Source organism: Streptomyces hebeiensis, assembly GCF_052983195.1.
The window spans coordinates 5,026,295-5,052,843 of sequence record NZ_CM129812.1; the positions used below are offsets into that span (position 1 = coordinate 5,026,295).

22 protein-coding genes and 3 pseudogenes are annotated in these 26,549 nt (G+C 72.7%); 8 read left to right on the plus strand and 17 right to left on the minus strand.

Annotated elements, in window-relative coordinates; genetic code table 11:
- Positions 1-78: 78 nt before the first annotated feature.
- The gene (locus ACU6P3_RS21670; protein WP_447193721.1) at positions 79-1,806 is read right to left on the minus strand and encodes a protein kinase domain-containing protein; all 1,728 of its coding nucleotides are present in this window, start codon (positions 1,804-1,806) and stop codon (positions 79-81) included.
- Positions 1,807-2,035: 229 nt separating this feature from the next.
- On the opposite strand from ACU6P3_RS21670, the gene hutH reads away from it, so the two are divergent.
- Complete coding sequence (gene hutH / locus ACU6P3_RS21675) at positions 2,036-3,577, plus strand: histidine ammonia-lyase (RefSeq protein ID WP_447198009.1); 1,542 nt, start codon at positions 2,036-2,038, stop codon at positions 3,575-3,577.
- A gap of 214 nt (positions 3,578-3,791) precedes the next feature.
- Here the strand turns inward: hutH and ACU6P3_RS21680 are convergent, their stop codons facing one another.
- Complete coding sequence (locus ACU6P3_RS21680; RefSeq protein ID WP_447193722.1) at positions 3,792-4,106, minus strand: hypothetical protein; 315 nt, start codon at positions 4,104-4,106, stop codon at positions 3,792-3,794.
- A 380-nt stretch (positions 4,107-4,486) separates the two neighbouring features.
- Between ACU6P3_RS21680 and ACU6P3_RS21685 the strand changes: the two genes are divergently transcribed.
- Entirely contained in the window at positions 4,487-5,755 is a 1,269-nt protein-coding gene (locus ACU6P3_RS21685) for a L,D-transpeptidase (RefSeq protein WP_447198010.1), read from the plus strand.
- 192 nt (positions 5,756-5,947) lie between these two features.
- Here the strand turns inward: ACU6P3_RS21685 and ACU6P3_RS21690 are convergent, their stop codons facing one another.
- The 5 genes from ACU6P3_RS21690 to ACU6P3_RS21710 form a co-directional block, all read right to left on the minus strand.
- Positions 5,948-7,612 (minus strand): DUF8823 domain-containing protein, encoded by a 1,665-nt coding sequence (locus tag ACU6P3_RS21690; protein ID WP_447198011.1) that lies wholly within the window; start codon positions 7,610-7,612, stop codon positions 5,948-5,950.
- A 196-nt stretch (positions 7,613-7,808) separates the two neighbouring features.
- The gene (locus ACU6P3_RS21695) at positions 7,809-9,536 is read right to left on the minus strand and encodes an ABC-F family ATP-binding cassette domain-containing protein (protein ID WP_447193723.1); all 1,728 of its coding nucleotides are present in this window, start codon (positions 9,534-9,536) and stop codon (positions 7,809-7,811) included.
- 328 nt (positions 9,537-9,864) lie between these two features.
- The gene (locus tag ACU6P3_RS21700; RefSeq protein ID WP_447193724.1) at positions 9,865-10,788 is read right to left on the minus strand and encodes a zf-HC2 domain-containing protein; all 924 of its coding nucleotides are present in this window, start codon (positions 10,786-10,788) and stop codon (positions 9,865-9,867) included.
- Positions 10,785-11,357, minus strand: a complete 573-nt coding sequence (locus ACU6P3_RS21705; RefSeq protein ID WP_447193725.1) for an RNA polymerase sigma factor — start codon at positions 11,355-11,357, stop codon at positions 10,785-10,787. The genes ACU6P3_RS21700 and ACU6P3_RS21705 overlap by 4 nt, the downstream gene beginning before the upstream one ends.
- A 400-nt stretch (positions 11,358-11,757) precedes the next feature.
- Entirely contained in the window at positions 11,758-13,080 is a 1,323-nt protein-coding gene (locus tag ACU6P3_RS21710) for an HNH endonuclease signature motif containing protein (RefSeq protein WP_447193726.1), read from the minus strand.
- A 107-nt stretch (positions 13,081-13,187) separates the two neighbouring features.
- Between ACU6P3_RS21710 and ACU6P3_RS21715 the strand changes: the two are divergent.
- A pseudogene (locus tag ACU6P3_RS21715) lies at positions 13,188-13,562 on the plus strand (helix-turn-helix domain-containing protein); the annotation flags it as partial.
- Between the two features lie 327 nt (positions 13,563-13,889).
- Here the strand turns inward: ACU6P3_RS21715 and ACU6P3_RS21720 are convergent.
- Together ACU6P3_RS21720 and ACU6P3_RS21725 are read right to left on the minus strand one after the other, a co-directional pair.
- On the minus strand, positions 13,890-14,492 hold the full coding sequence (locus tag ACU6P3_RS21720; RefSeq protein WP_447193727.1) for a ClpP family protease: 603 nt from the start codon (positions 14,490-14,492) through the stop codon (positions 13,890-13,892).
- Position 14,493: 1 nt separating this feature from the next.
- The gene (locus ACU6P3_RS21725; RefSeq protein WP_447193728.1) at positions 14,494-15,147 is read right to left on the minus strand and encodes a ClpP family protease; all 654 of its coding nucleotides are present in this window, start codon (positions 15,145-15,147) and stop codon (positions 14,494-14,496) included.
- 200 nt (positions 15,148-15,347) lie between these two features.
- On the opposite strand from ACU6P3_RS21725, the pseudogene ACU6P3_RS21730 reads away from it, so the two are divergent.
- Positions 15,348-15,702 (plus strand): annotated as a pseudogene (locus ACU6P3_RS21730) (sigma-70 family RNA polymerase sigma factor family protein); the annotation flags it as partial.
- Between the two features lie 260 nt (positions 15,703-15,962).
- Here the strand turns inward: ACU6P3_RS21730 and ACU6P3_RS21735 are convergent.
- From ACU6P3_RS21735 to ACU6P3_RS21745, 3 genes are all read right to left on the minus strand, one after another.
- Positions 15,963-16,379 (minus strand): Rossmann-fold NAD(P)-binding domain-containing protein, encoded by a 417-nt coding sequence (locus ACU6P3_RS21735; RefSeq protein WP_447193729.1) that lies wholly within the window; start codon positions 16,377-16,379, stop codon positions 15,963-15,965.
- Complete coding sequence (locus ACU6P3_RS21740) at positions 16,361-16,654, minus strand: fibroblast growth factor (protein ID WP_447193730.1); 294 nt, start codon at positions 16,652-16,654, stop codon at positions 16,361-16,363. Before ACU6P3_RS21740 ends, ACU6P3_RS21735 begins: the two co-directional genes overlap by 19 nt.
- A gap of 197 nt (positions 16,655-16,851) precedes the next feature.
- Complete coding sequence (locus ACU6P3_RS21745) at positions 16,852-17,751, minus strand: aminoglycoside phosphotransferase family protein (protein ID WP_447193731.1); 900 nt, start codon at positions 17,749-17,751, stop codon at positions 16,852-16,854.
- A gap of 573 nt (positions 17,752-18,324) precedes the next feature.
- On the opposite strand from ACU6P3_RS21745, the gene ACU6P3_RS21750 reads away from it, so the two are divergent.
- Positions 18,325-19,209: a helix-turn-helix domain-containing protein gene (locus tag ACU6P3_RS21750; RefSeq protein WP_447193732.1), complete on the plus strand. Its 885-nt coding sequence runs from the start codon at positions 18,325-18,327 to the stop codon at positions 19,207-19,209.
- 18 nt (positions 19,210-19,227) lie between these two features.
- Positions 19,228-19,461: a DUF397 domain-containing protein gene (locus tag ACU6P3_RS21755; RefSeq protein ID WP_447193733.1), complete on the plus strand. Its 234-nt coding sequence runs from the start codon at positions 19,228-19,230 to the stop codon at positions 19,459-19,461.
- 202 nt (positions 19,462-19,663) lie between these two features.
- Here the strand turns inward: ACU6P3_RS21755 and msrA are convergent, their stop codons facing one another.
- Positions 19,664-20,329, minus strand: coding sequence for a peptide-methionine (S)-S-oxide reductase MsrA (gene msrA / locus ACU6P3_RS21760; RefSeq protein WP_447193734.1), 666 nt, complete (start codon positions 20,327-20,329; stop codon positions 19,664-19,666).
- Positions 20,330-20,608: 279 nt separating this feature from the next.
- Positions 20,609-21,814 carry a hypothetical protein gene (locus ACU6P3_RS21765; protein WP_447193735.1) on the minus strand — a complete coding sequence of 402 codons (1,206 nt, stop codon included), beginning with the start codon at positions 21,812-21,814 and terminating at the stop codon, positions 20,609-20,611.
- 102 nt (positions 21,815-21,916) lie between these two features.
- On the opposite strand from ACU6P3_RS21765, the gene ACU6P3_RS21770 reads away from it, so the two are divergent.
- Entirely contained in the window at positions 21,917-23,140 is a 1,224-nt protein-coding gene (locus ACU6P3_RS21770; protein ID WP_447193736.1) for a cystathionine gamma-synthase, read from the plus strand.
- A gap of 107 nt (positions 23,141-23,247) precedes the next feature.
- Here ACU6P3_RS21770 and ACU6P3_RS21775 read toward each other — a convergent pair whose 3' ends face one another.
- The 3 genes and pseudogenes from ACU6P3_RS21775 to ACU6P3_RS21785 form a co-directional block, all read right to left on the minus strand.
- Positions 23,248-23,502: a hypothetical protein gene (locus tag ACU6P3_RS21775; RefSeq protein WP_447193737.1), complete on the minus strand. Its 255-nt coding sequence runs from the start codon at positions 23,500-23,502 to the stop codon at positions 23,248-23,250.
- A gap of 278 nt (positions 23,503-23,780) precedes the next feature.
- Positions 23,781-24,203, minus strand: a pseudogene (locus tag ACU6P3_RS21780) (sigma factor-like helix-turn-helix DNA-binding protein); the annotation flags it as partial.
- A gap of 126 nt (positions 24,204-24,329) precedes the next feature.
- On the minus strand, positions 24,330-24,800 hold the full coding sequence (locus ACU6P3_RS21785) for a MarR family winged helix-turn-helix transcriptional regulator (RefSeq protein ID WP_447198012.1): 471 nt from the start codon (positions 24,798-24,800) through the stop codon (positions 24,330-24,332).
- A gap of 466 nt (positions 24,801-25,266) precedes the next feature.
- Here ACU6P3_RS21785 and ilvA point away from each other — a divergent pair, with 466 nt between their 5' ends.
- The gene (gene ilvA / locus ACU6P3_RS21790) at positions 25,267-26,496 is read left to right on the plus strand and encodes a threonine ammonia-lyase (RefSeq protein ID WP_447193738.1); all 1,230 of its coding nucleotides are present in this window, start codon (positions 25,267-25,269) and stop codon (positions 26,494-26,496) included.
- Positions 26,497-26,549 lie beyond the last annotated feature (53 nt).

The window sequence follows — 26,549 nt, forward strand, 5'->3', positions numbered from 1 at the left end:
CTAGACCGGCGGGGGTCGGGGACGGCGCGGGGAGCAGCGGGAGGCGGCCGCCCGCCGGCGGCCGGTGCGCGCCGGTGGTCAGTGCCCCGTACCCGCCGCCCACAGCGGCGGTTCGTTCTCCCGGCCGACCACCACGTCGCCGTTCGCCTGGAGGATCAGGTTCGCGCCGTCGTTGTCCGCCGTGTTCGAGGCCCAGACCGGGCTGTTCTCGGCGTTGTAGACGACCAGGTTGCCGTCCGGCTGGAAGAGGGCGCGGTTGCCCTCGCCCATGGCCATCGAGGCCCAGCGGACGGTGCCGTTCTCGTCGTGGATTACCAGGTTGCCGTCCACCTGCATGATCAGCTTCGCCCGGGCGGACTCGAGGAACGTGCCCGCGGTCAGTTCACGCGGCGCCTGGACGACCAGGACCTCCGGGGGGCCGGCCGGGTCCTGGGGAGCCCCCGCGCCGGGCGGCGCGGGGGCGTCGGACGGGTCGGTCCGCTCGTCCTCGCCGGCCGGGCCGTCCACCTCGGCCGGGGCCTTCGCCGCGGACGAGGACGAGGTCCGGGGCTTCTTCGGCCGGTCGTCCGCGCGGTCGTCCGAGCGGTCCCTGGCGACGAGCAGAACGGCTGTCGTCGCCATGATCGCCATGACAACGGCCAGCGTTGACACAGGCCATATCCATCGTCTGCGCCGGGCCGGCTCCGTACCCGCCGGCACCTCACCCGGTACCGCACCGACCGGTGCCGCACCGACCGGTACCGCCGCGGCCGGCATCCCGCCCGCCGTCCGCGCCGGGGGCGTCGCGACCATCGTCGCGGCCACCGTCGCGGCCAGGTCCGCCGGCTCGACCCGCGTCGGGGTCTCCACCACGTCGACCCGGGTCGGGGTCTCCACGACCCCGGCCCGCGTCGACGTCTCCACGAGCGCGCGCACCGGCTCTTCCCGCGCCTCCGCCTCCCCCTCCAGCGCCGGGGGACACACCTCGGACCACCGGCCGGGCACGGCGCCCACCCCCTCCAGGCGCTCGCCGAGCTGGTCGGCCGTGGGCCGGGCGGCCGGGTCCTTGGCCAGGCAGTCCCGCAGGATCGGCAGGAGCTTCTCCGGTACGCCCGCGAGGTCGGGCTCCTCGTGCACGATCCGGTAGAGCAGCGCGGGCGCGGCCGAGCCGCCCGTGCCCGTGGGGGAGAAGGGGCCGCGCCCGGTGGCCGCGCAGGCCACCACGGCCGCCAGCGAGAACACGTCGGCGGGCGCCCCCACGTCCGTTCCGACGGCCTGCTCCGGCGCGAGATAGCCGGGCGAGCCGATCACGCCGCCCGTCCGCGTGTGCCGGGGATCGTCGGCGGCGCGCGCGACACCGAAGTCGATCAGCCGGGGCCGCTCGCGCGCCAGCAGCACATTGCTGGGCTTGACGTCCCGGTGGACCATGGCCGCGCCGTGCACCGCCCGCAGCGCGCCGGTCAGTTCGGCGGCCAGCGACAGCACGGCCGGCTCCGGCAGCGGTCCGTACCCCTCGAGCCACTCGCCCAGCGACGGCGCGGGCACGTACTCGGTCGCCAGCCACTGCGGGCGCGCGCCGGCCGGGCTGTAGTCCACGACCGTCGCGGTCCAGGGCGACCGCACCCGGTCGCTGTTGCGTATCTCCCGGACGAACCGCTCCTCGAACCCCGGCTCGTCACCGAGTTCGGCGCGGATCGTCTTCACCGCCAGCGGCCGGCCCGAGGCCGTGCGCGACAGGTACACCTGCCCCATCCCGCCGCCGCCGAGCCGGGCGAGCAGCGGGTAACCGCCCACAACGGACGGGTCCGCGGGATCCAGGTCTTCCATGGGGTGTGCGTCCTCCCGGTCCTCGCGCGCCGATCCGGTCCACCGCGCGTCGTAGCGTCGTAGCCTCAGCAGAGTACGGGCTGGGTCGGACACCCGGTAATCGCGCGCGCCACCGGCCTTCCCGACGCCTCGCGCCCGGCGTTCCGGGGGCCGCCACAGCCGTTCCGGGGGGCCCGGCGCAGCCGTAGTGACACCCCCGGATTCAATCCGTAGGCTCCTGAATATGGATATGCACACAGTCGTGGTGGGGACGTCCGGGGTCACCGCCGAGGACGTCGTCGCCGTGGCCCGGCGCCGGGCCCGCGTGGAACTCTCCGGGGAAGCCCTCGACGCGCTCGCCGCCGCGCGCGAGGTCGTGGACGCGCTCGCCGCCAAACCCGAGCCGGTGTACGGGGTCTCCACCGGGTTCGGCGCCCTCGCCACCCGGCACATCGGTCAGGACCTGCGCGCGCGCCTCCAGCGCAACATCGTCCGGTCGCACGCCGCCGGCATGGGCCCGCGCGTCGAGACCGAGGTCGTCCGCGCGCTGATGTTCCTGCGGCTGAAGACCCTGGCCTCGGGACATACCGGCGTACGCCCCGAGGTGGCACGGGCCATGGCCGGACTGCTCAACGCGGGGATCACCCCGGTCGTCCACGAGTTCGGCTCCCTCGGCTGCTCCGGCGACCTCGCGCCGCTCTCGCACTGCGCGCTGGCCCTCATGGGCGAGGGCGACGCGGAAGGGCCGGACGGTACGGTGCGCCCCGTCGCCGAACTCCTCGCCGAGCACGGCATCGAGCCCGTCCGGCTCCGGGAGAAGGAAGGGCTCGCCCTGCTCAACGGCACCGACGGCATGCTCGGCATGCTGGTGCTGGCCATCGCCGACCTGGGCCGCCTGTACACCTCGGCCGACATCACCGCCGCCCTGACCCTGGAAGCGCTCCTCGGCACCGACCGGGTGCTGGCCCCGGAACTGCACGCCATCCGCCCGCACCCGGGCCAGGGCGCCAGCGCCGCCAACATGCTGCGGGTGCTCGCCGGATCCGAGCTGACCGGCCACTTCCAGCAGGAGGAGGCGCCCCGCGTCCAGGACGCCTACTCCGTGCGCTGCGCCCCGCAGGTCGCCGGGGCCGGCCGGGACACGCTCGCGTACGCCTCCGTGGTCGCCGGCCGCGAACTGGCGTCGGCCGTCGACAACCCGGTCGTCCTGCCCGACGGACGGGTCGAGTCCAACGGGAACTTCCACGGCGCGCCCGTCGGCTACGTCCTGGACTTCCTGGCCATCGCCGCCGCCGACCTCGGCTCCATCGCGGAGCGGCGCACCGACCGGCTCCTGGACCGCAACCGCTCGCACGGACTGCCCGCCTTCCTCGCCGAGGACCCCGGGGTGGACTCGGGCCTGATGATCGCCCAGTACACCCAGGCCGCCCTGGTCAGTGAGATGAAGCGGCTCGCGGTGCCCGCCTCGGTCGACTCCATCCCGTCCTCCGCGATGCAGGAGGACCACGTCTCGATGGGCTGGTCCGCGGCGCGCAAGCTCCGTACCGCGGTCGACAACCTGACCCGGATCGTCGCCGTCGAGCTCTACGCGGCCACCCGCGCGATCGAGCTGCGCCACGGCCTGACGCCCGCGCCCGCGTCCCGCGCCGCCATCGCCGCGCTGCGCGCCGCCGGCGTCCAGGGGCCGGGGCCGGACCGCTTCCTCGCCCCCGACCTGGCGGCGGCGGACGCGTTCGTACGGGAGGGAGCCCTCGTCGCGGCGGTGGAGCCGGTGACCGGGCCGCTGGCGTAAGGACGACGGGTGCGACGGGGCGGCGGATGACGTGAAGGCGGATGCGACGGGAAGGCGGAGAGGACAGGCCGGCCGGACGGACCTGGCGTCGATCGTGTCGATGGACGCCACATCGGTGTCGACGGACGTCAAGGCGCAGGCAAGAGACGTCAAAAAGACCCTAAAAGGTGCCAGGGGCGTCACGCGGGCCGAAGTCGCCGGACGACGAAGGCTGTCAGAGCGGGTTCCGGGCTCCCCGGCGGACGGAGTACGTCACGAACCCCGCGCCGACGAGCAGGAAGGCGGTCCCGCCGAACAGGTATGGCGTGGTGTCCACGGCCCCCGTGTCCGCGAGCACCGGCGGCGGGGCGTCGCCCGACTCCCCGCCGGTGCCTGCCGCGTCGTCACCGGTGACCTCCGCGCCGGCCGCCCCGGCTCCGCCCGTCGCGCCTGTCTCGCCGGTGGCGTTCGCGGACGGAACGAACCACAGGGCGCAGAGCAGGGTTCCGGCCGCGGTGGCCGTCAGCAGCGGTCGGCGTGCGACGGACACGTGATCGATCCCCCCTTGTGACGGGCTTGTGACGGCCCTTGTGACGGCGCTGAATTGGGCCGAGCGCCGATGCTAGTGAAAGCGGCGGGTCAGGGGAAAGTCGCGGTGCTCCGGAACCTTCCGGTCCCCGTCGCGGAAGGCAGGGGAGATAGAGGTGTATGGGGTGATATGTCCTGGCGTGAAGATGTCCATGGTGGCGACGGCTGTTCGGGGGTGGTGCGCGGACGTGACACTCTGGTAGGCCCGGACGGCCGCGGCAGGCGGGCCGAGCCTGGCGCATTCCCGTCGGCGAGTGGTGTCCACCACACCTCCCGCCGGAGTGGAACCGGACGAACCGGAACAGGCGTTCTTAACGATTATCGGCAGGGTAAGCGGCGATGATGGAGAAGCGTGTGATGACGGACAGCAAGCGGCGCAAAGGTCTGATGGCCGCGTCCGCACTGCTCGGCGGCGTTCTGGTCCTTTCGGCCTGCAGCGACGAGGGCGGCGACAAGAACGCCGACGGCTCGAAGAACTCCTCGTCGCAGGCCCAGGTGGACGAAGCGGCCGCCAAGGAGACGTCCGAGGCCCAGATAGCCATCTCGCCCAAGAACGGTGCGACGAACGCGGGCATCAACAACGACGCCAAGGTCACGGTCAGCAAGGGCACGCTGACGAACGTGACCATGACCACCGCGGACGGCACCGACGTCAAGGGCACCCTGTCCGGCGACTCGAAGAGCTGGAAGCCGGACGGCCAGCTCGAACGCTCCACCGGCTACAAGATCGTCGCAACGGCCAAGGACGCCAAGGGCCGTGAGGCCCACGAGAACTCCTCCTTCACCACCGTCTCGCCCGACAACAGCTTCATCGGGAACTTCACCCCCGAGGACGGCTCCACGGTCGGTGTCGGCATGCCGGTCTCGATCAACTTCGACAAGGCGATCACCGACAAGAAGGCCGTGCAGGACGGGATCGAGGTCACGTCGAGCAGCGGCCAGGAGGTCGTGGGCCACTGGTTCAGCCAGCAGCGCCTCGACTTCCGCCCGGAGGAGTACTGGAAGGGCGGCTCCACGGTCACCCTCAAGCTGAACCTGGACGGGGTCGAGGGCGCCCCGGGCGTCACCGGCGTCCAGCAGAAGACGGTCACGTTCAAGATCGGCCGCAACCAGGTCAGCACGGTCGACGCCAAGAGCAAGACCATGACCGTCACCCGGGACGGCAAGACGATCAAGACCATCCCGATCTCCGCCGGTTCGCCCGACAACACGACCTACAACGGTCAGATGGTGATCTCCGAGAAGTTCAAGGAGACCCGGATGAACGGTGCCACGGTCGGCTTCACGGACGACGACGGCAAGGGCGAGTACGACATCAAGGACGTCCCGCACGCGATGCGGCTGTCCACGTCGGGCACGTTCATCCACGGCAACTACTGGGGTGCCAAGTCCATTTTCGGCAACGTCAACACCAGCCACGGCTGTGTGGGTCTGTCGGACACGAAGGGCGCGAACGACCCCAACACCCCCGGCGCGTGGTTCTTCAACAACTCGATGGTCGGTGACGTCGTCATCGTCAAGAACTCCGACGACAAGACCATCAAGCCCGACAACGGCCTCAACGGCTGGAACCTGAACTGGGCCGACTGGCAGGCCGGTTCGGCCGCCTGATCCGGCCTCGTAGCCTTCCCTCCCCTCCCTGACACCTCGACGGCGGCGGCACCCCACGGTGCCGCCGCCGTATCCATGCGGTCCGCGTTCCCGTCGCGTACCGGGACAGCGGGGCGCTTGCCCCGGGCGCCGGGACGGGCACGGGGACGACGGGCACGGGCACGGGGACGGCGGGCACGGCCCCAGGGCCGGTCAGCCGCAGCCCGCGCCGCCTCCGAAGCCGTGACGGAGGCGGTCGGCGTACCCCGAGCCCAGGCGGTACTCGCCCGCTGTCCGGACCGTCAGCCGGGTCCAGCCGTCCGCCGCGCGGCCCACGCACGCGCCCGGGGCCGTGAGCCAGGGGGAGTACGCCACGCGTACCGTCACCGACCCGGCGGCCGGCATCCGCACGACCAGGTCCGCCGCGCCGGTCCTGACGACGGTGCCGGGCGCCGACACCAGCGGGACCGCGTCGCGGACGCGGTAGACCGTCCAGTCCTCGTCCTGCCAGAGCCGCTCCAGCCACTCCGGTTCGCTCCGTACCAGCGCGGCCTCCGCCTCGGCCGGCCCGTCCGGCCGCCCGTGGTGCAGGACGACCAGTCCCACCGCGAAGCGGTCCAGCCAGGCCCGGTACGTGGCCGGCGTCAGCGTGCCGTCGTAGAACAGCCGGCCGCGTTCGACGTCGAGCTGCCGGTTCCAGCCGCGCGCCATGGTGATGTGCGGGGCGAGGACGTCGGCCTCGCGGTGGTTGCGGGCCGGGACGGCCTCCACCCGGGTCCGGTCGGCGCCGAACCGCTCCAGGGCGGCCAGCAGACCGTCGGTGCGCGCGGCCCACGAGGGCACGGTGTTGGACACGGCGAGGTCGTCCTCGGTCTTGTCGACCAGCCAGCCCGTATTGACGCAGACGGCGACCGCCAGCACCAGCCCCGGCAGAGCGGCCCGCGCGGTACGGAACCGGGGCGCGCCGTCGTACGCGGCCCGCCCGGCGGGGGACCGGCGCCCGCCCGGCCCGGTCACCGCCTCTCCGGCAGGGCCCGGCACACGGGCCGGCAGCGCCGCGAGCAGCACCGGCGGGCCCGCGAGCCCCACCAGCCGCTCCACGTTCGTCCCGATCGGCGAGCTGACCAGGAACGTCAGGACCACCCCGACCGCGTACACGGCCGCGCCGTAGCGCACCGTACGCCAGCCGCGCGGCACCGCGAGACACACCGCCGCGCAGACGAGGAGCGGCATCGTGAGCTTGCCGGGCGCCATCGGCTGTTCGCCGTGGAAGGGGAAGAGCACGGTCACCGCGGCGACCACGGCGAACGGCGGCACGATCAGCGCGGCACCCCTCGCCCACCGCCGCTCCAGCAGGTACGCCGCGCCCGCCACGACCAGGAACAGCCCCGCCACCGGACTGGCCAGGGCGGTCAGCGCGGCGGCCGGCCACGCCTGTACGGGGCGCCGTATCCGGCCCAGCGCGACCAGCCCGAGGGCCGTGCCCAGCGCGAACGTCGTCCGCCCCGACGCGACGTTGCACCACAGGGCCGCCGCGCCGAGCAGCGCGGGCCACACCGGGTGCCGCACCCCCGCCCGTACGAACAGCAGCGCCAGCACCCAGGTCCCGGCGAGCCCGGCCGCGACCGACACGGCGCGCACGCCCAGAAACGCCATCAGCGGGGGCGCGAGGACGCTGTAGTTGACGGTGTGCGTGCCGCCGTACCAGGCAAGGTTGTACGCCGAGCCCGGGTGCCGGTCCGCGAAAGACGCCCACGCGAACTGCGCGGCCAGATCGCCCCCGCCGGTGGCGAGCACGGTGGCCCACAGGACGTAGGCCGGTACGGAGAGCGCAGTGACGAGGAGGGGGACGCGGGGGACACGGGGGAGGCGGGGCAGCCGTCGCCAGGCCCGGCGGACGGCCGGCTCGCGACCGTCCGCCGTACGATCCGTCACGAGCCCCGCGCCGCTCCCCGTACGCTCCGTGCTGTCCGTACGGACCAGCGCCCCTTTTCGCACCCTCTGGAAGATCCCCACCGCGCCCACACTATGTGGTGCCGCCGCGCGCCGGTTCGGAGTCCGGCACAGCCGGGGCTCACTCCGGAGGCAGCGCCCTCCCCTCCCGCAACTCCAGCCGTGTCCCCGCGAAGCCGTCCCGGAAACGGCGGTCGTGGGAGACCACCACGACCGTCCCCTCGTACCTCCGCAGCGCCTCCTCCAACTCCTCCACCAGGGACAGCGCCACGTGGTTCGTCGGCTCGTCCAGGACCAGCAGACCGGCCGGGCGGGTCACCAGGCGGGCGAGAGCGAGCCTGCGGCGCTGGCCCGCCGAGAGCGCGGCCACCGGCACGGGCAGGTCGTCGGGGCGGAACAGTCCGAGTGCCAGCAGTTCGTCGGCGTACTGCTCGTAGCCCGCGTGTTCCCCGCGTTCCCCGCGTCCACCGTGTTCCTCCGTCACGCCGGGGCGTCCGGCCGCGAAGGCGTGCAGCAGGGGGAGCGGAGAGGGCACGGCGGGCAGTTCCTGCGGCAGGTAACCGACCCGGGCGGTGCGGCGCACCGTACCGGCGTCGGGCCGCAGGTCACCGGCCAGGACGCGGAGCAGCGTGCTCTTGCCGGCGCCGTTGGGACCGGTCACCAGGAGCCGTTCGCCGGCGGCCAGGCGCAGGGCGGACAGCCGCAGCCGGTCGCCGACCACGATGTCGGTCAGTTCGGCGACCGGGCTGCCACCCTTGCCGTCCCCGCTGTTGCCGCCCGTACCGCTTCCGCCCGCACCGCTTCCGCCCGCACCGCTTCCGTCGCCGTCGGATGTGAACGGCGCCGTGAACCGGAGAGGTTCCGGAGGTGGCGGCACCGGCGTGGCGCGTAGCCGCCACAGCCGCTGCCTGGCCGCCCTGACCTGCCCCGACAGCTTCGCCTCGTGCGAGCGGCGGTGCTTGCCGAAGCCTTGCCCGGGGTCCTTTCCGGTGGCCGTGAGCCGCTGTCCGGCCGCGGCGAGAAGCTCCTCGGTACGGGCCAGTTCGGCCAGGTACTCCAGGTGGTCCTGTTCCCAACGGCGGCGGGCGGCGGCCTTCGCCGTACGGTAGCCCTGCCAGCCGTCGCCGTACCGGGTGACCGTTCGGGTGTCCCGGTCGACCTCCAGGATCGTCGTCGCGATCCGCTCCAGGAACACCCGGTCGTGGGTGACCGCGACCACCGTGCCCCGGTGCGCCCTGAGCTGGTCCTCCAGCCAGGTGGTGGCCCGCAGGTCGAGGTGGTTGGTCGGCTCGTCCAGCAGCAGCAGTTCCGGCGCGGCGGCCAGCACGCAGCCGAGCGCCAGCCGGGACCGCTCGCCGCCCGAGAGCGTGCCGAGCGGGCGGTCGCGGCCGGTGCGGGCGAGGCCGAGGGCGTCGAGCGCGGCGTCGACCCGGGCGTCCGCCTCGTACCCGCCGCGTTCCTCGTACGCCGTCAGCAGGTCCCCGTACGCGGCGAGTTCCGCCTCGTCGGCGTCACCGAGTGCCGCCTCGGCCGCCGCGATCCGCCGCTCCAGCTCGCGCAGGTCGGCGAGGGCGGAGTCGACGGCGTCCTGGACCGTCAGGGCGGGGTCGAGGTCGAGGGTCTGGGCGAGGTGGCCGACGCCCCCGGGGAAGACGACGGTGATCTCGCCGGTGTCCGGCCGCTCGGCCCCGGCGATCAGCCGGAGCAGGGTGGACTTGCCGGAGCCGTTCTCCCCGATGACACCGGCCTTCTCGCCGGGCCGTACGGTCAGGCCGACCTGGTCGAGGACCGACCGGTCGCCGTACGTCTTGGAAACGTCCTTCAACGCCAATTGGGCGCGTTCGCGCATGACTTTCTTCCTGTGATGTGCCGCCCGGGGCATGCCGAGGCGCCCGCGTCACAGCGGGGGCCGGGTGCCGGGCAGGGCTGATTCCGTCAGGGCCTGAAGGGAAGGCCCGGAATCACAGGAAGTAGTAGTGCGCGAACATGGGGCAGATGGTAGCGGCGCGTTCCCGCACGCGGCCAATGGTTATCGCGGTGCGCGGTGCGCGGTGCGCGGTGCGCGGTGCGCGGGGGCGCGGGCCGGAGGCTGGACGTGGGCCGGGAACGTCGCGTGGGCGTGGGTCCAGTCGTGCGCTCGGGGCACGGCGTGCGCGGGTACAGCCTCCTCGGCCTCCTCAGCGGTGGGTGCCGAGGAGGCTGTACGCGGTTCGCCGCCGGACCACGACCAGAGCGCCGAACGCTACGAGGGCTCCCCAGACCGGCAGGGAGTCCGCCTGGAGGGCGACCGGTATCCCGCCGACGGCCAGGGTCGGCGCGACGATCACGCCCGCCCAGGCCGCGACCAGCACGATCGCCGCCCTGGTCATCCCGATCAGCCCGCCGAGCGCGAGCGTGCCCGTGGTGAAGGCCAGGCAGGGCAGGAGCCACTGGCCGACCGTGGTGCCGGTGACGGCCCCCGCGAACAGCAGGGCGGAGCCCACCACGGCGAGTATCGCGGTCGTGCGCCGGAGGACGAGTTCCAGTCCTGCGCGCGGGGTCGCGGCGATGAGTTCGTACGCCGGGTCGACGCCACGGGCCCAGGCGGTGGCGACGCCCAGCACGGGCAGTACGGGGGCCACCAGGAGGACGGGCGGGACGGCGGACGCGTCCGTCCGGTCGAGGACCACGGCGAACAGCGTGACCAGGACCGTCATCCCCAGCCACGGCAGCGTCACCGGCGACGCCCACGCAGAGAGAGCCGGCACCCAGCGGCGGCGTCGGCGCGCGGGCGGTGTCGTCGGCAATCGGGCCGCCAGTTCCGCCCAGACGCCCTCGACCAGCGCGTCCACGGCCGGCGCGGTGATGCGGGCGGCGGTGCCGAGCCGGGCACGGCAGAGCGCGCAGCTTTCCAGGTGGGCCTCGACGGCCCAGAGTTCGTCGGGGTGGATGTCGGAGTCGCCGCGTGCGTACCGGCTGATCAGCGACTCGGAGACGTGGTGCGGGCGGGGAGGAGCCGTGGGCCCGGGAAGACCGGGAACGCGCGTGCTTCCGGCAGGTTGCCGGTCTCCCGCAGACGCTGCCTGTCCCTTCGGATCTTCTGTGCAGTCCTCTGCGCTCATGACAGCATCTCCCGCATCACCCTCCGTGCCCGCCGCGCGCGGGTCTTGACAGTGCCCTCCGGTACGCCGAGCAGGACGGACGTCTCCCGTACCGACAGTCCGTCGAGCACCATGGACCGCAGCACGTCGCGCAGTTCCGGCGCCAGCCGCCGCAGCGCGTCACCGACCTCGCCCTCGATCCCGGCCGCGAGCACCTCGTCCTCGGCGGCGGGCGCCACGGTGCCGGCCGGGGATGACGCCGCGATGGCGCCGGGCAGTTGTGCCTGGTGCGCGCGTCGGCGGAAGGCGTCGACGAGCCGCCGCGCCGCGATCGTCCACAGCCAGCCGACGGCCGTACCGCCCACCGCGGACCCCGCGAACGCGCTCGCCGCGCGCCACACCGCCAGATAGGTCTCCTGCATGACCTCGGCCACGATCTGCTCGTCGGCGCAGCGCCGACGCAGCCGTACGGCGAGCCAGGGCGCGGTGCGCCGGTACAGCTCCTCGAACGCGCCGCGGTCGCCCTTGGCGATCAGCCGGACGAGGCGCGCCTCGTCGAGCTCCGCCGGTGTTCTCCTGAGTGGTCCCACACCGGCAAGATGCCCGGGTCAGGCGCGAGGTTTTCACACAGGTGTGGCGTGCGCCACAGCGTGGCGGAGAGTGCGTCCCAGGCCGCTCGTACCGGGCGCACCCGCCCCTCGTATCCCGGCCACGCGGCCACGTGTACCGGCAGGGGTGCCACGCTAGAACACGGATCACTGGGATGCTGTAACAGTGTTATGTGGAGGGTGTGCCGATGCTGCCGCGATCTCGTGTGTGCCGCGTTGCGTACCGGCAGCGCGGCGACGCCAAACTTCGATGCTCGGGCCCCACCGACTTACAAGCCGCTCATGACGTCGGATGTGGACCGACCGTGTCGAAGAGCCGTGGACCGACGTCCGGTTGGCGTTCGACAGGCCGATGGTGTTCCGGCCAGGCTCGTCCATGACCTCAGCATTTGTGACTCTCCGGCTCCGTCACAGTTGACATGTGCCGCTCGCGCGCGACACGGAGGAAGATCGCGCTCAGTTCGTATCGGGTCCGTCCTCTCGTCTTCACCGCATGGCAGTTGGGGCAGAGAGCGATCATCTGGCTCGGGTGGTCGGGTCCACCGCGCGCTATCTCCACGATGTGGTCGACTTCCAGTATCGGCTTGCCGCCATCCGTGACATCGTCCGGCTGTCCGGTGCATTTCGGGTTCTCGCACAGCCCCTCGCTGCGAAGGAGTACAGCCTTCCGGGCCCACCCCGACCGCACGGGGTCCCGAACCACCCGCTCCCGCCGCCGGCCGCGAACGAACTCCTCGCGTAGGGCGACGAGTGTGCACATTTTCTCGTACTGCGCCGCCCGAGCCACGGGATCCATGAGCATCGGCGACATGTCGGCAGTGCTGCCCCTGCCCCGGTCCTTGCCGTCGGCGGTCCCGTCCCCAGGCGGCCTGCCCGCAGCCGATGGACCGTCGATGGCGGTAGCGGTGGCCGGCACGCTGCCCGTCGCATCGTCGGTCACCGACTCCACATGCAGGCCCACCTCCTCCAGCAGCGGTATCTCGTCCAGCCCACCGAAGAACCGGCCGACGATCGCCTCCATCATCTTGACCCGAGCCTCGCCCGAGTCGCGCACGAGCTTGTGGACGGGCGCCGCGAGACCGCCGGCAGGGCGGTGCTCGGCGAACCACCGGCGGGGTCCTGAGTTGTCATGGGCGAGTGGGACGCTCCCTGTATGTCCCTGAAGCGACCAGAGACCAGAGTGGTACAACGACGCGACGGGATAGTGAGGACGCGCCACTTCGCCGCGCTGGCCATGGTGCATCAGCAACTGGTTCAGCGCCGCGCTGGTCTCGTCCCAGGGAAGTACGCGCGGTTCGCCGCGGAAGGCCCGGCCGATGGCCCACAGGAGCGCGATGGGCTGATACAAGCGAGGCCCTGACTCCGCGTGATTGACGCGCAGCTTCCAGACGCGGTCGACGAGCGCCTCCGTGGTCGCGTCCGGCGCTGCGAGGTGGACGACCTCGAAGCCCAGCCGCCCCAGCAGCTTGGCTGCGTGGTCTCGGCCGCCGGAGAACTCTGAGGGGGCCAGCGGTGCCTGACCCGGAAGGCAACCGTGAGCCGCGCCGACGATCGCCTTCGAGTCGTACTGCCGCCCGTCTATCGCGAGCATGTAGGTCACGGCGGGCCTGAAGCCATAGCGAGACAAGAACGCGTCGCGTCCGAGGTGGTTGTACTCCTCGACAGCGCTCAGGACTTCGGACCTGCTGATGTCGGTCAGTGCCATGGCGTCAACCGTAGGACGGGCCACTGACATCCCGCCGCCGCGCGATTTCGCCGGGGGCGGAACGCCGCTCGGGGCCGGTCCCGGGGTGGGCCTCATACTCTGGAGCGGTGAGCAGCCACGCGCCGAAGCAAGCCCGCGTCATTCCGTTGCGCCCGGTTCCCGCGGCGCCCGAGTCCCCTGCGCGGCGGCCCGGTGTGCGGCAGCCGGTGGGGCGGGAGCCTCTGTGGCGGCATGTCGTGGGTGCGGTGTTGCGCCGTGAGCGGCTTGCTCAGGAGCGGACGCTCAAGGACGTGGCCGAGGCGGCGCGGATCTCGATGCCGTACCTCTCCGAGTTGGAGCGCGGTCGCAAGGAAGCCTCGTCGGAGGTCCTCGCGGCCGCCGCTCGCGCCCTGGGGCTCGGGCTGGCCGAGCTGCTCTCCCTGGCACAGGGGGAGTTGGTCGGGGCCCGACGGGCGAGGCGTGACCGCGGTGACGTCGCGCCGGGCGGGGCGGCCGGGCGGCGTCCCGGCGGCCACGACCGGGGGCACCCGGAGGCGGGGGCGGAGGCCGAGGCGGAGGCGCCCGCGTCGAGGGCCACGTCCGTCGTCGAGCCGTCCCCCGAACGCGCCGGGAGCCACCGGGCGACCACCTCGCGGCACGACGGGCTCTGCCTCGCCGCCTGAGCGTCGTGCCGCGTGGGGAGGGGCCCGTACCGCCAGGACGTCAGACAGCGTGGCGGGCAGTACGCCAGACCGCGCGTCAGGCAGTGCGTGCGGCACGGCGCCTGTGGTCAGGACGTCCCGTACCTACGGGTAGCGGTGACGGCGGCGTCAGACGCTGACGGCCCGGCGGCCGAGCACCTCGTCGGCCAGCCCGTACGCCACGGCCTCCCGGGCCGTGAACACGCGGTCCCGGTCCATGTGTTCGCGCAGCGTCGCCACGTCGTGGTGCGTGTGCCGGGACAGCACCTCCTCCACCTGGGAGCGGATCCGCATCATCTCTTTGGCCTCGAGCGTGAGGTCGGACACCGTTCCCCGCCGGCCGCCGCTCGCCGGCTGTCCCAGCAGCACCCGGGCGTGGTCGAGGACGAACCGCCGCCCGGGATCGCCACCCGCCAGCAGCACCGCCGCGGTCGAGGCCGCCTGCCCGACGCAGTACGTCGATATCGGCGCCCGGACGAAGGTCATCGTGTCGTAGATCGCCATGAGCGAGGTGTACGAGCCGCCGGGTGAGTTGATGTAGATCGCGATCTCGCGCTCCGGACTCGACGACTCCAGGTGGAGCAGCTGGGCGATGACGACGTTGGCCACGCCGTCGTCGATCTCCGTGCCCAGGAAGATGAGCCGCTCGGACAGCAGCCGGCTGTAGATGTCGTACGCCCGTTCCCCCTGCGGTGTGCGCTCCACGACCGTCGGGATCGTGTACTGCCCCATGTCAGAGCCCCACCTTCCGCGGCCGCCCGGCCGGCCGCACGTCCTCCAGCGACTCGACCACGTGATCGACCATCCCGTACGCCTTGGCCTGCGCGGCCGTGAACCACCGGTCGCGGTCGCCGTCGCGCGAGATCGTCTCCTCGGTCTGGCCGGTGTGCTCGGCGGTGATCCGTTCGATGGCCTTCTTGGTGAACTCGAGGTTCTCGGCCTGGATGGCGATGTCGGCGGCGGTGCCGCCGATGCCGGAGGACGGCTGGTGCATCATGATCCGGGCGTTCGGCAGCGCGAAGCGCTTGCCCGCCGTGCCGACGGTCAGCAGGAACTGGCCCATGCTGGCGGCGAACCCCATGGCCAGCGTGGACACGTCGTTCGGGATCAGCCGCATCGTGTCGTAGATGGCCAGCCCCGCGGTCACGGAGCCGCCGGGGCTGTTGATGTACAGGCTGATGTCGGTCCGCGGGTCCTCGGCGGACAGGAGCAGCATCTGCGCGCAGACCCGGTTCGCCGACACGTCGTCCACCTGCGTGCCGAGCAGCACGATCCGCTGCGTGAGGAGCTGCGCGGCGAGGTGGTCGTCGAACCGGGTCGCGGGCGTGTCGCCCTCCGCGGCGCGGGGGGCCGGGGCGGGCCCCTGGCCGGTGAACAGTGGTGACATCGGACCTCCCGAAGTGGCGCGGCGCCCGTCGCCGCGGTCCCCTCCACCCTTGCCCCGCCCCGCCGTCGGTGTCGGAAATCTCGGCCGGGAGCAGATTCGCCGAGGGCAGAGCGCGCGGTCGGCGCGCCACGGGCGAAAGCAGGCCAGCAGCACACTGGCGATCGATTGCCATCGATTACCGATCAGGATCGATTGACTTTCGGGCCGACGCGGTGCGGCAGGCCAAAGAGGCGTGGGAGGCCAGGGACATCGCGGCCCTCGTCGACCTCCTCGACCCGGCCGCCGTGATGACCGCCGACGGCGGCGGCATGGCCGATACCGTCCTGCGTCCGATCGAGGGCGGCCCAGTACATGGTCGCCATCGCCGGCAGGACTCCGGGGCTCGAACTCCTGGAGCGGTCGGTCAACGGTGCGCCGGGTCTGGTGGCCCGGCGGGCCGGCACCGTACTGACCGTGGCCTCGTTCGATGTCGTCGACGGCCGCGTCACCCGGATCTGGGCGGTCCGCAACCCGGAGAAGTTGCGGCCGTGGGGGCGGGAGGGGCGGGCCGGCTAGCCGGTGCGGGGCGCGGCTCACGGTTACGGGCCGGGGCCGGGCGGTGTGGCGTGCTGCTCCCTGTCGGGTCCGACCACGCACTCAACGCAACGCCTGACGCAAAAGACTCCGACAAGACCCCGCTCGAACTGCGCCGGGTGCCGGACAACGGCGCGGAGTCCCCGGGCGAACGGTCGGCCCCGGCGTCTCGGACGCGCAGCCCGGGAGGCGCCCGCGCCGCCCGACCGCGGTAGCCCGTCGAGTTCGGTCGGAAGAGAACCTCAAACGGCGACGAGCGTGACCCGTTCCCCGCAAAGCTTGGCCATGTCATCAACGTCAGAGGTCAGTATCACAACGGGCCCGGGCTGGTGTATGGCCGTGACCGCCACTATGGCGTCGATGGCGTACTTGTGCCCGTGCAGACCAGCTCGCGTCAGCAGGTCTGCCGCCTCTTTCGACCACTCGACGCTCAGTGGCTTGATGTCGAGTTGGGACAGTACAAAGTGCCAGCGCGCCGATTTGATGCCTGAGTGGTGCGCTTCGATGAGCGTTGCTCCGCTGACCACCCGGTTCGCGCCGCGCTCCAGTGCGGCGCGAACCAGTGCGAGAACGCTGCGATCCTGTTCCAGATACAGGGAGAGGCCCTGGCTGTCCAGGATGAGCGTCCCCCCGCTACCTGCTATCCGGCGGCGCGCCACTGGTTCTCCCGTTGCTCCGCCCGCGCCCAGACGCCGGCAGCGGCTTGCATCTCGCTCCCTGTGAGGTCTCCATGCTCGTTTTCGTACTCGGCGAGGTACGACGCCGTTGCCTGGTTACGGAGGTGTTCCTCAACAGCGGTGGCGATCAGCGCGGAAATACCACGGCGCCCAGCCACTTCGCGCAGTGCCAGCACTGTCCCTTCGGGCAGGGACACGCTTATGGCCTTGGCAGGCCCTTCGCCGATTCCTGGTGCTGCTGTCTCCCTTTCCACCATGGGGACAGTTTAGCAATTAGATTGCTATTCTGGCGTGCCGTGCCGCGGGGGTCATGGGCGCGCGGTCTCACTCCGAGGAGGTGGGTGCGGGCGCCGTCGGACAGGAGCCGCCCCGGCGCTCGCCGGTTTGCCGGGCGCTGTCCGGACGAGGCGGAGCGGCTTGCCCCGCGGGCAGCACGTGAGGTGATGCGCCGGTCTCAGACCTCTGCCGGCACCGCTCGGATCACGTGCCGGGCGTTGTGCGCCATCGCCGGGTTCGTGTTCCGGTAGTACGGCAGGGCGACCAGCGCCTGCGAGAGCGTCCGTCCCCGGCCGCGGACCCAGGTCGCGTCGTCCACGCCCAGCGCCTCGCGGAAGACTTCCCTCGCATCGGCAGGCAGCAGATTCCACGCGGGGAACAGATCGCAGGCCGGATCGCCCGTCCCCAGGCACCCGAAGTCGATGACCGCGGTCAGCCTGCCACCGTTCACCAGCAGGTTGCCGGGCATGAGATCGCCGTGCAGCCATACCGGCGGCCCGTCCCAGACCGGGGCCCGCAGCGCCTCCTCCCATACGGCGGTGGCGCCGTCGCAGTCGACGTCCTCCTGCGGGATTCCCCGCAGTTCCTCGATCGCCGCCCGGGTGTCCGCGTCGAGCGAGGCGACCGGCCCGCCGCGGTGGGCCCGCGGCGCGCCCGGCAGAGTGATGCTTCGCATGGCCGCCACGAACCCGGCCAGATCCTCGGCCAGCGGCACCGGCGCGCTCAGGGCTCCCGCTTCGGGATTGTCCCCCGCCAGCCACCGGTACACCGACCAGGGCCACGGGTATCCCTCGGCGGGCCTTCCGTCCCCGAGCACCTCGGGCACGGGCGTGGGCAGGTGGCGCGCGAGCCGGGGCAGCCATGTCCGCTCCAACGACACGTCGTCGGCCCCGCCCCGCACCAGCGGCAGCCGTACGACCATGTCATCGCCCAGCCGGTACATGGCGTTGACCGTGCCGCCGGACGGAAAACGCTGGATCGCCAGTTCCGCCCACTGCGGGAACTGCCCGGCGACCAGTCGTCGTACGAGGCCGTCGTCGATGGGGTGCGTGCCGGGGTGCATCTGCCCTGCGTTCATGGCACGTCATCCGACCGGCGGACGCCGACGAGCGTCAAACCCTTTTCCGTCGCTGCACATGCTCGACGTCGCAGGCTCAACCACCCGCCCCCGCAACGCCGTCCGGGCCGGGCACCCACACCACGCGCGCGCTGACCTCCGTCCCCCACCCGAACCTTCCGGCGGCGCGTTCCGGCGAGCGCACGCTCATCCGGGTGCCGCCGCAGACGCTCACGACCTCCGCGTACCCGTCGAACGCCATCCCCCCACGCGGCGACCCTCGCGTCCGCGTCCTCGACGGGGCACCCCTCGGGCTCGTACGACTGGACGACGGCGAAGAGCCGGGGCGCGGTGTCGGCGACCAACTCATCTGTGAGGGTGCGGTATTCGTCCCGGGTGAGCGGTGGAGGGGCGGCGGGCGAGGCGGCTCCGGTTGGTTCGACTGACATCATGTCCTCCCGCTTTGTGTGACCAGGCGGCTTCTGTCCGTGACGCTATGGGAATGGATGATGCGGAAAAAGTGGGTCTTTCATTTTTACTCCGTAGGGGTCACCTGTCCGCGGCCCGGAACGGGCGCAAGAGTGAGAGGCGGTAATGACGTTGAGCCAGTACGGCGGATCGTCGGTGGTGCGACGCTGGCAGCTCGCCGACTCCCTCAAGAGCCTGCGTGAACAGGCGGGATTCACGCAGGAGCAGGCGGTCGGCAAGCTCAAGGAGGGGGCGGGGCGTTGGTCCCCGGCGAAACTCTCCCGCATCGAGACACGAGTTCACCGCGTCAAGCCACGGGAGGTCGAACAGCTCCTGGACGCGTACGGCGTCACCGACAGTGACCTCCGCAGCAGTTTGGTGCAGTTGTCCGCCGCATCTGCGGAGCAGGGATGGTGGGTCAGCTTCGCCGATGAACTGCCGGACGCGGTCAAGCAGCTCCTCAGCATCGAGAGCGGCCTGGTGGACCTCCGTGACTTTCAACCTCAGTTGTTGCACGGACTGTTGCAGACCGCTGATTACGCCCGCGCGGCGATGAATGCCGTATCGCCGGGCGCCTTCGGCTCCGAAGAACTCGAACGTCGCGTTACGGCCCGGATGATGCGCCAGCATGTACTGGCCAAGGATGCTCCGCCGCGTACGCACTTCATCATCGACCAGGCAGCCCTGGAGCGTGTCATCGGCAACGCGGCCATCATGCGCGCACAGCTGCGAAAGCTTCTCGAAGTCGCGCAAGGGCCGGCTGTGACCATTCAGGTTCTGCCTCGAAACGCTGGCGGAAGTCCAGGCCTCGAAGGCCCCTTCGCTGTGCTCTCGTTGCCGGAGCCCATTCCCGACATCGGCTACACCGAAGGGCCGGCGGGTATGGTCTACATCGAGGACCGCGAGCAGGTCCGCTCATGGACGCTGAGGTTCGGCATCCTCACTGAGCTGGCGCTTTCGTGCGCAGACTCGAGGGAGGTCATCGCTGAGGCGATGGAGTCGTACGCATGAGACCGGGGGCAGAAGGCGATGTCGGAGACGGACCCGCTGGCGGAGCTGACGTGGCGCAAGAGCAGCTTCTCCGGCGGCAGCAACGGCGGCGGCGGCGGCGACTGCGTCGAGGCCGCGCTCCTGCCGGACGGGGGCATCGCGTTCCGGGACAGCAAGAATCCGCAGGCGGGTGTCCTGGTGTTCGCCGGTGCGTCGGCGGTGTCCTGGCTCGGGAGGGTCAAGTCGGGCGCGTACGGGGTGTGCGACGGCTGAGCGAACGCGGTCGCACAGTGCCCATCGGCCGGGGCAGTCGCTGTTGAGTCGTTCCGGGTGGGGCGATCACCTGGTCTTCGGGGTCGAGTCTCCCAGGCACGGGCGTCAAGCGGCGCGCGGCACGAGGTGACTTGGAGATTGTCCGCCGATTCGGGCGGTGATCACCCGAATGGGGCGTCCCCGGCGCTGTGGAGGGCTCGGACTACTCCCCGGCCGGGGCCACGCCGATCGGGCAGGAGACGCCCGTGCCGCCCAGGCCGCAGTAGCCCGCCGGGTTCTTGTCCAGGTACTGCTGGTGGTAGTCCTCCGCCGGGTAGAACTCGCGGCCGTCCGCCGGGAGGATCTCCGTCGTGATCGTGCCGTAGCCCGAACCCGTGAGGACCCGCTGGTACGCGGCGCGGGAGGCCTCGGCCGCCGCCGCCTGGGCGGGGGAGTGGGTGTAGACGGCCGAGCGGTACTGCGTGCCCACGTCGTTGCCCTGGCGGAAGCCCTGGGTCGGGTTGTGGGACTCCCAGAACAGCTTCAGCAGCTCGGCGTACGAAACCGTCTTCGGGTCGAAGACGACGCGGACCGCCTCCGTGTGACCCGTCAGGCCCGAGCAGACCTCCTCGTAGGTCGGGTTCGGCGTGGAGCCGCCCTGGTAGCCGACCAGGGTCGTCCACACGCCCTCCCGCTGCCAGAACGTACGCTCCGCGCCCCAGAAACAGCCGAGCCCGAAGTCCGCGACCTCCAGGCCGTCCGGGTACGGGCCGACCAGGGGGTTGCCGAGGACCGTGTGACGGGAGGGGACGGTGAAGGACGGCTCGGGACGGCCCCGGAGCGCCTGCTCGGGGGTGGGGAGCTCGGGGGTGCGGCGGGACAGGAACATGGGGGCGGTCTCCTCGACGTCTCCTCGGCGGCTTTCGGGCCTGCCCGGACAACGCGCGAGGTCGCCGGGACATTCCGCTCGGCGCGTTTCCGCCCGTCGCGCCCACCGCCCGTGTCCCGGCTCGTCGCCGCCCGCACATCTGTGTCCCGGCGCGTCGCGTTCCCACGCCCGTCCCGGGTGCCCGGTGTCCAGGGCGGCCCCGCGCCCGGGTGCCCGGCGTTCAGGCGTCCGGCTCCCGGCCCCCGGCTTCGGTCTCCCGCCCCGCCTCGGGGGCGTGGGTCACTGCGGCAGCGTCGCCGGGCTCCCGCCGTTCGCCTCGTACCCCGCCACCGCCAGCGCGCGGTACACCGCGTACTCGGCCGCCGGATCGCCGTCGTGCGTCCACGGCAGCGCCCCGACATGGCCGTCCACCCGCACGATCTGGTTCATCGCCTCCGCCCAGCGCTCGCTCCGGACCAGGAACAGCACCAGCAGGTGCCGTACGTGCGCGAGCATCGGGTCGTCCGGGCGCGCGGCGTGCACCGCGTAGAGCGCGCCCTCCACCGCCTTCGTGACCGTCTCGCCCTCGTAGAAGCCGCGCACGAGATTGACCTCGGGCAGGTGCTCGAACAGCGCGAACAGGGGCAGCGCCGCCAGCAGCGAGCCCTGTGGGGCGCGGGCCGCGGCCGCCGTCGCGAACCGCTCGGCCTCCTGGCGCGAGCCGTGCCACTTCTCGCACCAGTAGTGCAGCGCGGCCAGATGCGCCCCCATGTGCGCCGGCGCGCGGTCGATCACGTTCGCCCACAGCTGGTCGAACTGCTCGTGGGAGTAGCCGAGTCCCCGGGCCACGGCCAGTTCGATGATGTACGGCACGGGGTCGCCCGGCGCCGCCAGCGCCGCTTCCCCGCAGACCGTACGGGCCTCCTCCAGGATGATCCGGAACTCGTCCGTACCGCTGGACGAGGACCGCCAGGCCTGCTGGACCAGGAACTCCGCGTACACCGCCGCGCAACCCGGGTCCTCGGGCGCCTCCGACCGCCAGGCCCGCAGCCAGGCGCCGCCCGCCGGCCGTCCGGCCGCCGCCTCCGCCCGAGGCTCCTCGTACGGCCCCTCGTGCTGCCCCTTGCGCAGGTCGACCCGTCCCTCGTGTCCCTCGCCTCCCTGGTGCGGGGGCCGCTCCTGGAGCTCCAGCGACGCCGCCCCGGCGAACGCCTGCACCCGCTGCCAGCGCACCTCCCCCTCCTTCTCGGTACCGGCGAGCAGCTGCGAGGCGGCCCGCCAGTCCTGAGTGCGCTGGACGAGATCGAGCACGTCGAGGAGATCCTGGTCGGGGCCGGGCAGCCGGACGTCCAGCTCCTCCTGGCGTGCGAAGCCGTACGCGGCCGGATCGGCGGCATACGGTGAACCGGGGGCGACCAGGCGAATTCCGCCACGGCGACGTCGGACGTACGGGACGACGACCGCGGCCAGCAGGCCCATGGCGATCAGGAACCAGAGAATCTCCATGGCCCCATTGTCCCGGACGGAGTACGGACCCGGATGCGGGCCCGGCGCGCGCCGCGACGGGCCGCCACGGCGGGCGCCCTCTCGGCGCTACGCTCGGGACCCATGAGCCAGCAGCACAACAGCGAGCAGCGCAACAGCGAGCAGAACCACGGCGGTCAGCGTCACGGAGGTCAGCGCGACAGCGCCGAGCCCCGGCACTTCGAAACGCTCGCCATCCACGCGGGCAACACCGCCGACCCCCTCACCGGCGCGGTCGTACCCCCCATCTACCAGGTGTCCACCTACAAGCAGGACGGGGTGGGCGGACTGCGCGGGGGCTACGAGTACAGCCGCAGCGCGAACCCCACCCGTACCGCCCTGGAGGAGAACCTCGCCGCACTGGAGGGCGGCCGGCGCGGGCTCGCCTTCGCCTCGGGGCTGGCGGCGGAGGACTGCCTGCTGCGTGCGCTGCTGGCGCCCGGCGACCACGTGGTCATCCCGGACGACGCGTACGGCGGTACGTTCCGGCTCTTCGCCAAGGTCGTCTCGCGGTGGGGCGTGGAGTGGTCGGTCGCGGACACCTCCGACCCGGAGGCGGTCCGGGCCGCGCTCACCCCCCGTACGAAGGCGATCTGGGTCGAGACGCCCTCGAACCCGCTCCTCGGCATCACCGACATCGCCGCCCTCGCCGGTGTCGCGCGTGCGGCCGGGGTGCGGCTCGTCGTCGACAACACCTTCGCCAGCCCCTACCTCCAGCAGCCGCTCGCGCTCGGCGCGGACGTCGTCGTCCACTCCACGACGAAGTACATGGGCGGGCACTCCGACGTCGTCGGCGGCGCGCTGATCGTGAACGACGTCGAGCTGGCGGACGAACTCGCCTTCCACCAGAACGCGATGGGCGCGGTCGCCGGGCCTTTCGACGCGTGGCTGGTGCTGCGGGGCATCAAGACGCTCGCTGTCCGCATGGACCGGCACAGCGAGAACGCGACCCGGATCGCGGAGATGCTCACGGAGCACCCGCGCGTCTCGAAGGTCCTCTACCCGGGCCTGCCCGACCACCCGGGCCACGAGGTGGCCGCCAAGCAGATGAAGGCGTTCGGCGGGATGGTCTCCTTCCAGGTCGCGGACGGTGAGGAGGCGGCGGTCGCGGTCTGCGACCGGGCCGAGCTGTTCACGCTGGGCGAGTCCCTGGGCGGGGTGGAGTCCCTGATCGAACACCCGGGGCGCATGACGCACGCGTCGGCGGCGGGGTCGGCGCTGGAGGTGCCGGCGGACCTGGTACGGCTGTCGGTGGGGATCGAGTCGGCGGAGGACCTGCTGGCGGACCTCCGGCGCGCGCTGGGCTGAAGGACCGCGCCGGGCAGAGAACCGTGCCGGACGGGGGACCGGGCCGGCACGCGTCACCGTGGGGGACGCGCCACCGTGCCGGGGCGCGGGACGGTGCGGCGGGCCGTCTACCAGCCCTCCAGCGGCGGCGTCAGGTCCGTGGGCGGCACCGCCCACGGGTGCACCGCCCAGGCCCAGACCGCGAACAGCACCGCCGCCGTGGCCAGCACCGTCCACAGCGCGGCCCGAGCGGCCCGGCGCCCGCGACGGAGGCGTACGCCGCGGGCGGTGGCCCGGGGGACGAGGCCGGGCGGGAGGGACACCGGGAGGGTAGGCTCCAGCAGGCCGCGGAGCACCACTTCTTTCCGGTTCGCGCCGCTCACGGGCCGCCCCGTCCGTCGGGCCGCGCGGTGGTGTCGGGCCGCGCGGTGGCGTCGATTCGTTCGGCGGCGGGTGACGGGCGCGCGGGCGCGGAGCCCGGGCGGGTGCCGCACGGAGTCGCGCGCGGCGACGGCTCCGGCGCCGGGGGCGAGCGGTCGCCCGCCCTTTCCGCGGCCCTGTCCGCTGCCGGGCCCCCATCTCCGCCGTCGCGCCCGGACCCGCTCCCGGCCCCGCGCCCGGCCCGCGTCACACCGGTCCGGCGGGCCGTCGCGTAGCCCCGGGCCAGCGCCCGTGCGTAGACCGCGTGCACCCGTTCCGCGGGAAGGCCGGTCAACGCGGCCGTCTGTTCCTCGGGCAGGCCCTCGTACAGGCGCAGCACCAGCACCAGCCGCTCCTGCGGGCCCAGGCCGGCCAGGACGCCCGTGGCCGGGCGGCGCCGACGGGTGTGCCAGGCGGTGGCGGCGAAGCGGCGGACCAGTTCCCCGCGAGTGCGGTCGTACGGGTCGTCGTCCGCGGGCCTTTCCCATTCCGCGTACGTACGGGCCAGCGCCGCGACCAGCAGCCGTTCCGCACGTGGGGCGGCGCCCGGCGGCTCGCCCGTGAGGAGTCCGGCCACATGCAGCAGCCGGCCGGTCGCGCCCGCCGCGAATGCCTCGAACTCCCGGGCCCGCCGGCGGTCCAGAGCCGCCCGCCGCTCTCGCACGACCTCATATCAGGACGACGGGGGCACCGTGGTCAAGAGGGCCTCCTGTGGCCGGGCGCCTCGCCCGGCCACCCGGGCCCGCCCTGGACGGGACCTGGACGGGGACGGGACGGATCCGGATCCGCCCTACCGGCCGCGGCTCTCTCCGGCACCGGCCTCCCCGGGCGCCTCCTGCTCCGCTCCCGGCAGCCTCGCCGCCCGGGCCGCCAGCGCCCCGTTGAAGCGGGTGAGCAGCGTCGTGAACGCGTCCCGCTCCTCCTCCGTCCAGCCCTCCGTCACCTGTGCCATCAGCTCGCGCCGCGACGAGCGGACCTCTTCCAGCCGGGCGAGCCCGCGCACCGACAGCTCCAGGACGACCGCGCGGCCGTCCTCGGGGTGCGAGGTGCGCATGACCAGGCCCGTGTCGACCAGCGGGGCGACCTGGCGGGTGACGGTCGAGGAGTCGATGCCCATCCCGGCGGCCAGCGCCTTGACGCCCATGGGGCCCTCCTGGTCGAGCCGGTTGAGCAGGAGGTACGCGGCGCGGTCCATCGAGTTGCGGACCTGCCCGACGCCACCGAGCCGGGTCTGTTCGGCCCGCCGGGCGAAGACGGCCACCTGGTGCTGGAGGGCATCGAGGAGTCCGGCGTCCGCGAAGGGGGCGGCGGACGTGTCCGGGGCCGGCGTCCCCGAGGCCGGGGCCGCCGTCTCCGGGGAGGCCGTCTCCGGGGGCGTGGCCTCGGGGGTCGGTTCCGCCGAGGATGCCGTCTCGCGGGAGGCCGACGCAGCGGAAGTCATGTCCTGAATGGGGGGCATGGCTGGGGGCTCTCTCGTGCGGGGGTCGGTTGGTGGGGGCAAGGGTACGCGGCCCTGCCCCCACCCGTACCAGCCGCGTACGAAGGACGAACGAACGACGAACAGGTGACGGCGGACGTCCACGGGCGACCGCCCCGGATCCGCCCGCTTTGCCCGGTCCGCCCGCCCCCGCGCTCGCCGCCCGCCCCTCGGTCGGCCTCCCGTCCCCCGCCCGCCGCTCACCCCGCTCCGGGCTGCCCTCCGCGCCGGAACTGCGAGACTTGCCACCATGAGCTTCGGTACATCCCGCCCCACGCGCCCTCTGATCCTCGACGACATCCGTGGCGCGCAGAAGATGCTCTCCGGAGTGGCGCGGATGACCGCGATGGAGGGGAGCAGATACCTGACCGGGCTCGTCGGCTCCCCCGTCCACCTCAAGTGCGAGAACCTCCAGCGGACGGGCAGCTTCAAGCTGCGCGGCGCGTACGTGCGGATCGCGGGGCTCTCTCCCGAGGAGCGCGCCGCCGGGGTCGTGGCCGCCAGTGCCGGGAACCACGCACAGGGTGTCGCCCTCGCGTCGACCCTGCTCGGCGTGCGGTCCACGGTCTTCATGCCGGTCGGCGCGCCCCTGCCCAAGGTCGCCGCCACGCGCGACTACGGCGCCGACGTCCGGCTGCACGGCCAGGTCGTGGACGAGACCCTCGCCGCCGCGCAGGAGTACGCGCACGACACCGGCGCCGTCTTCATCCACCCCTTCGACCACCCGGACATCATCGCCGGACAGGGCACGGTCGGCCTGGAGATCCTGGAGCAGTGCCCGGAGGTGCGGACCGTGGTCGTCGGGGTCGGCGGCGGCGGGCTGATCGCGGGCCTCGCGCTGGCCGTCAAGGCCGTACGGCCCGACGTGCGGGTGGTCGGGGTGCAGGCGGAGGGCGCCGCCGCGTATCCGCCCTCACTGGCGGCGGGCCGGCCCCTCGTGGTCGCCGAGCCGCAGACCATGGCCGACGGGATCAAGGTGGGCCGCCCCGGGGACGTACCGTTCCAGCTGGTCCAGGAGCTGGTGGACGAGGTGCGCACGGTCACCGAGGACGAACTGTCCAGCGCCCTGCTGCTCTGCCTGGAACGGGCGAAACTGGTCGTGGAGCCGGCCGGGGCCAGCCCGGTGGCCGCGCTGCTGAGCGACCCCGGTGCCTTCAAGGGACCGGTGGTCGCGGTGCTGTCGGGCGGCAATGTGGACCCGGTGCTCATGCAGCGCATCCTGCGGCACGGTATGGCGGCGGGCGGGCGCTATCTGAGCCTGCGGCTGCGCCTGACCGACCGTCCCGGGGCGCTCGCGACGCTGCTCCAGGCGCTCTCGGCGGCCGACGCCAACGTCCTCGACATCAGTCACGTACGGACCGATCCGCGCCTCGGACTGACGGAGGCGGATGTCGAACTGCACCTGGAGACGAAGGGCCCCGCCCACTGCGCCCAGGTCGCGGCGGCGCTGCGCGAGGCGGGCTACACGATCCTGGGCTGACGCGGTGACGGCTCGCCGGAATCACTCCGGCGAGCATGACGAGAGGCCGGTCC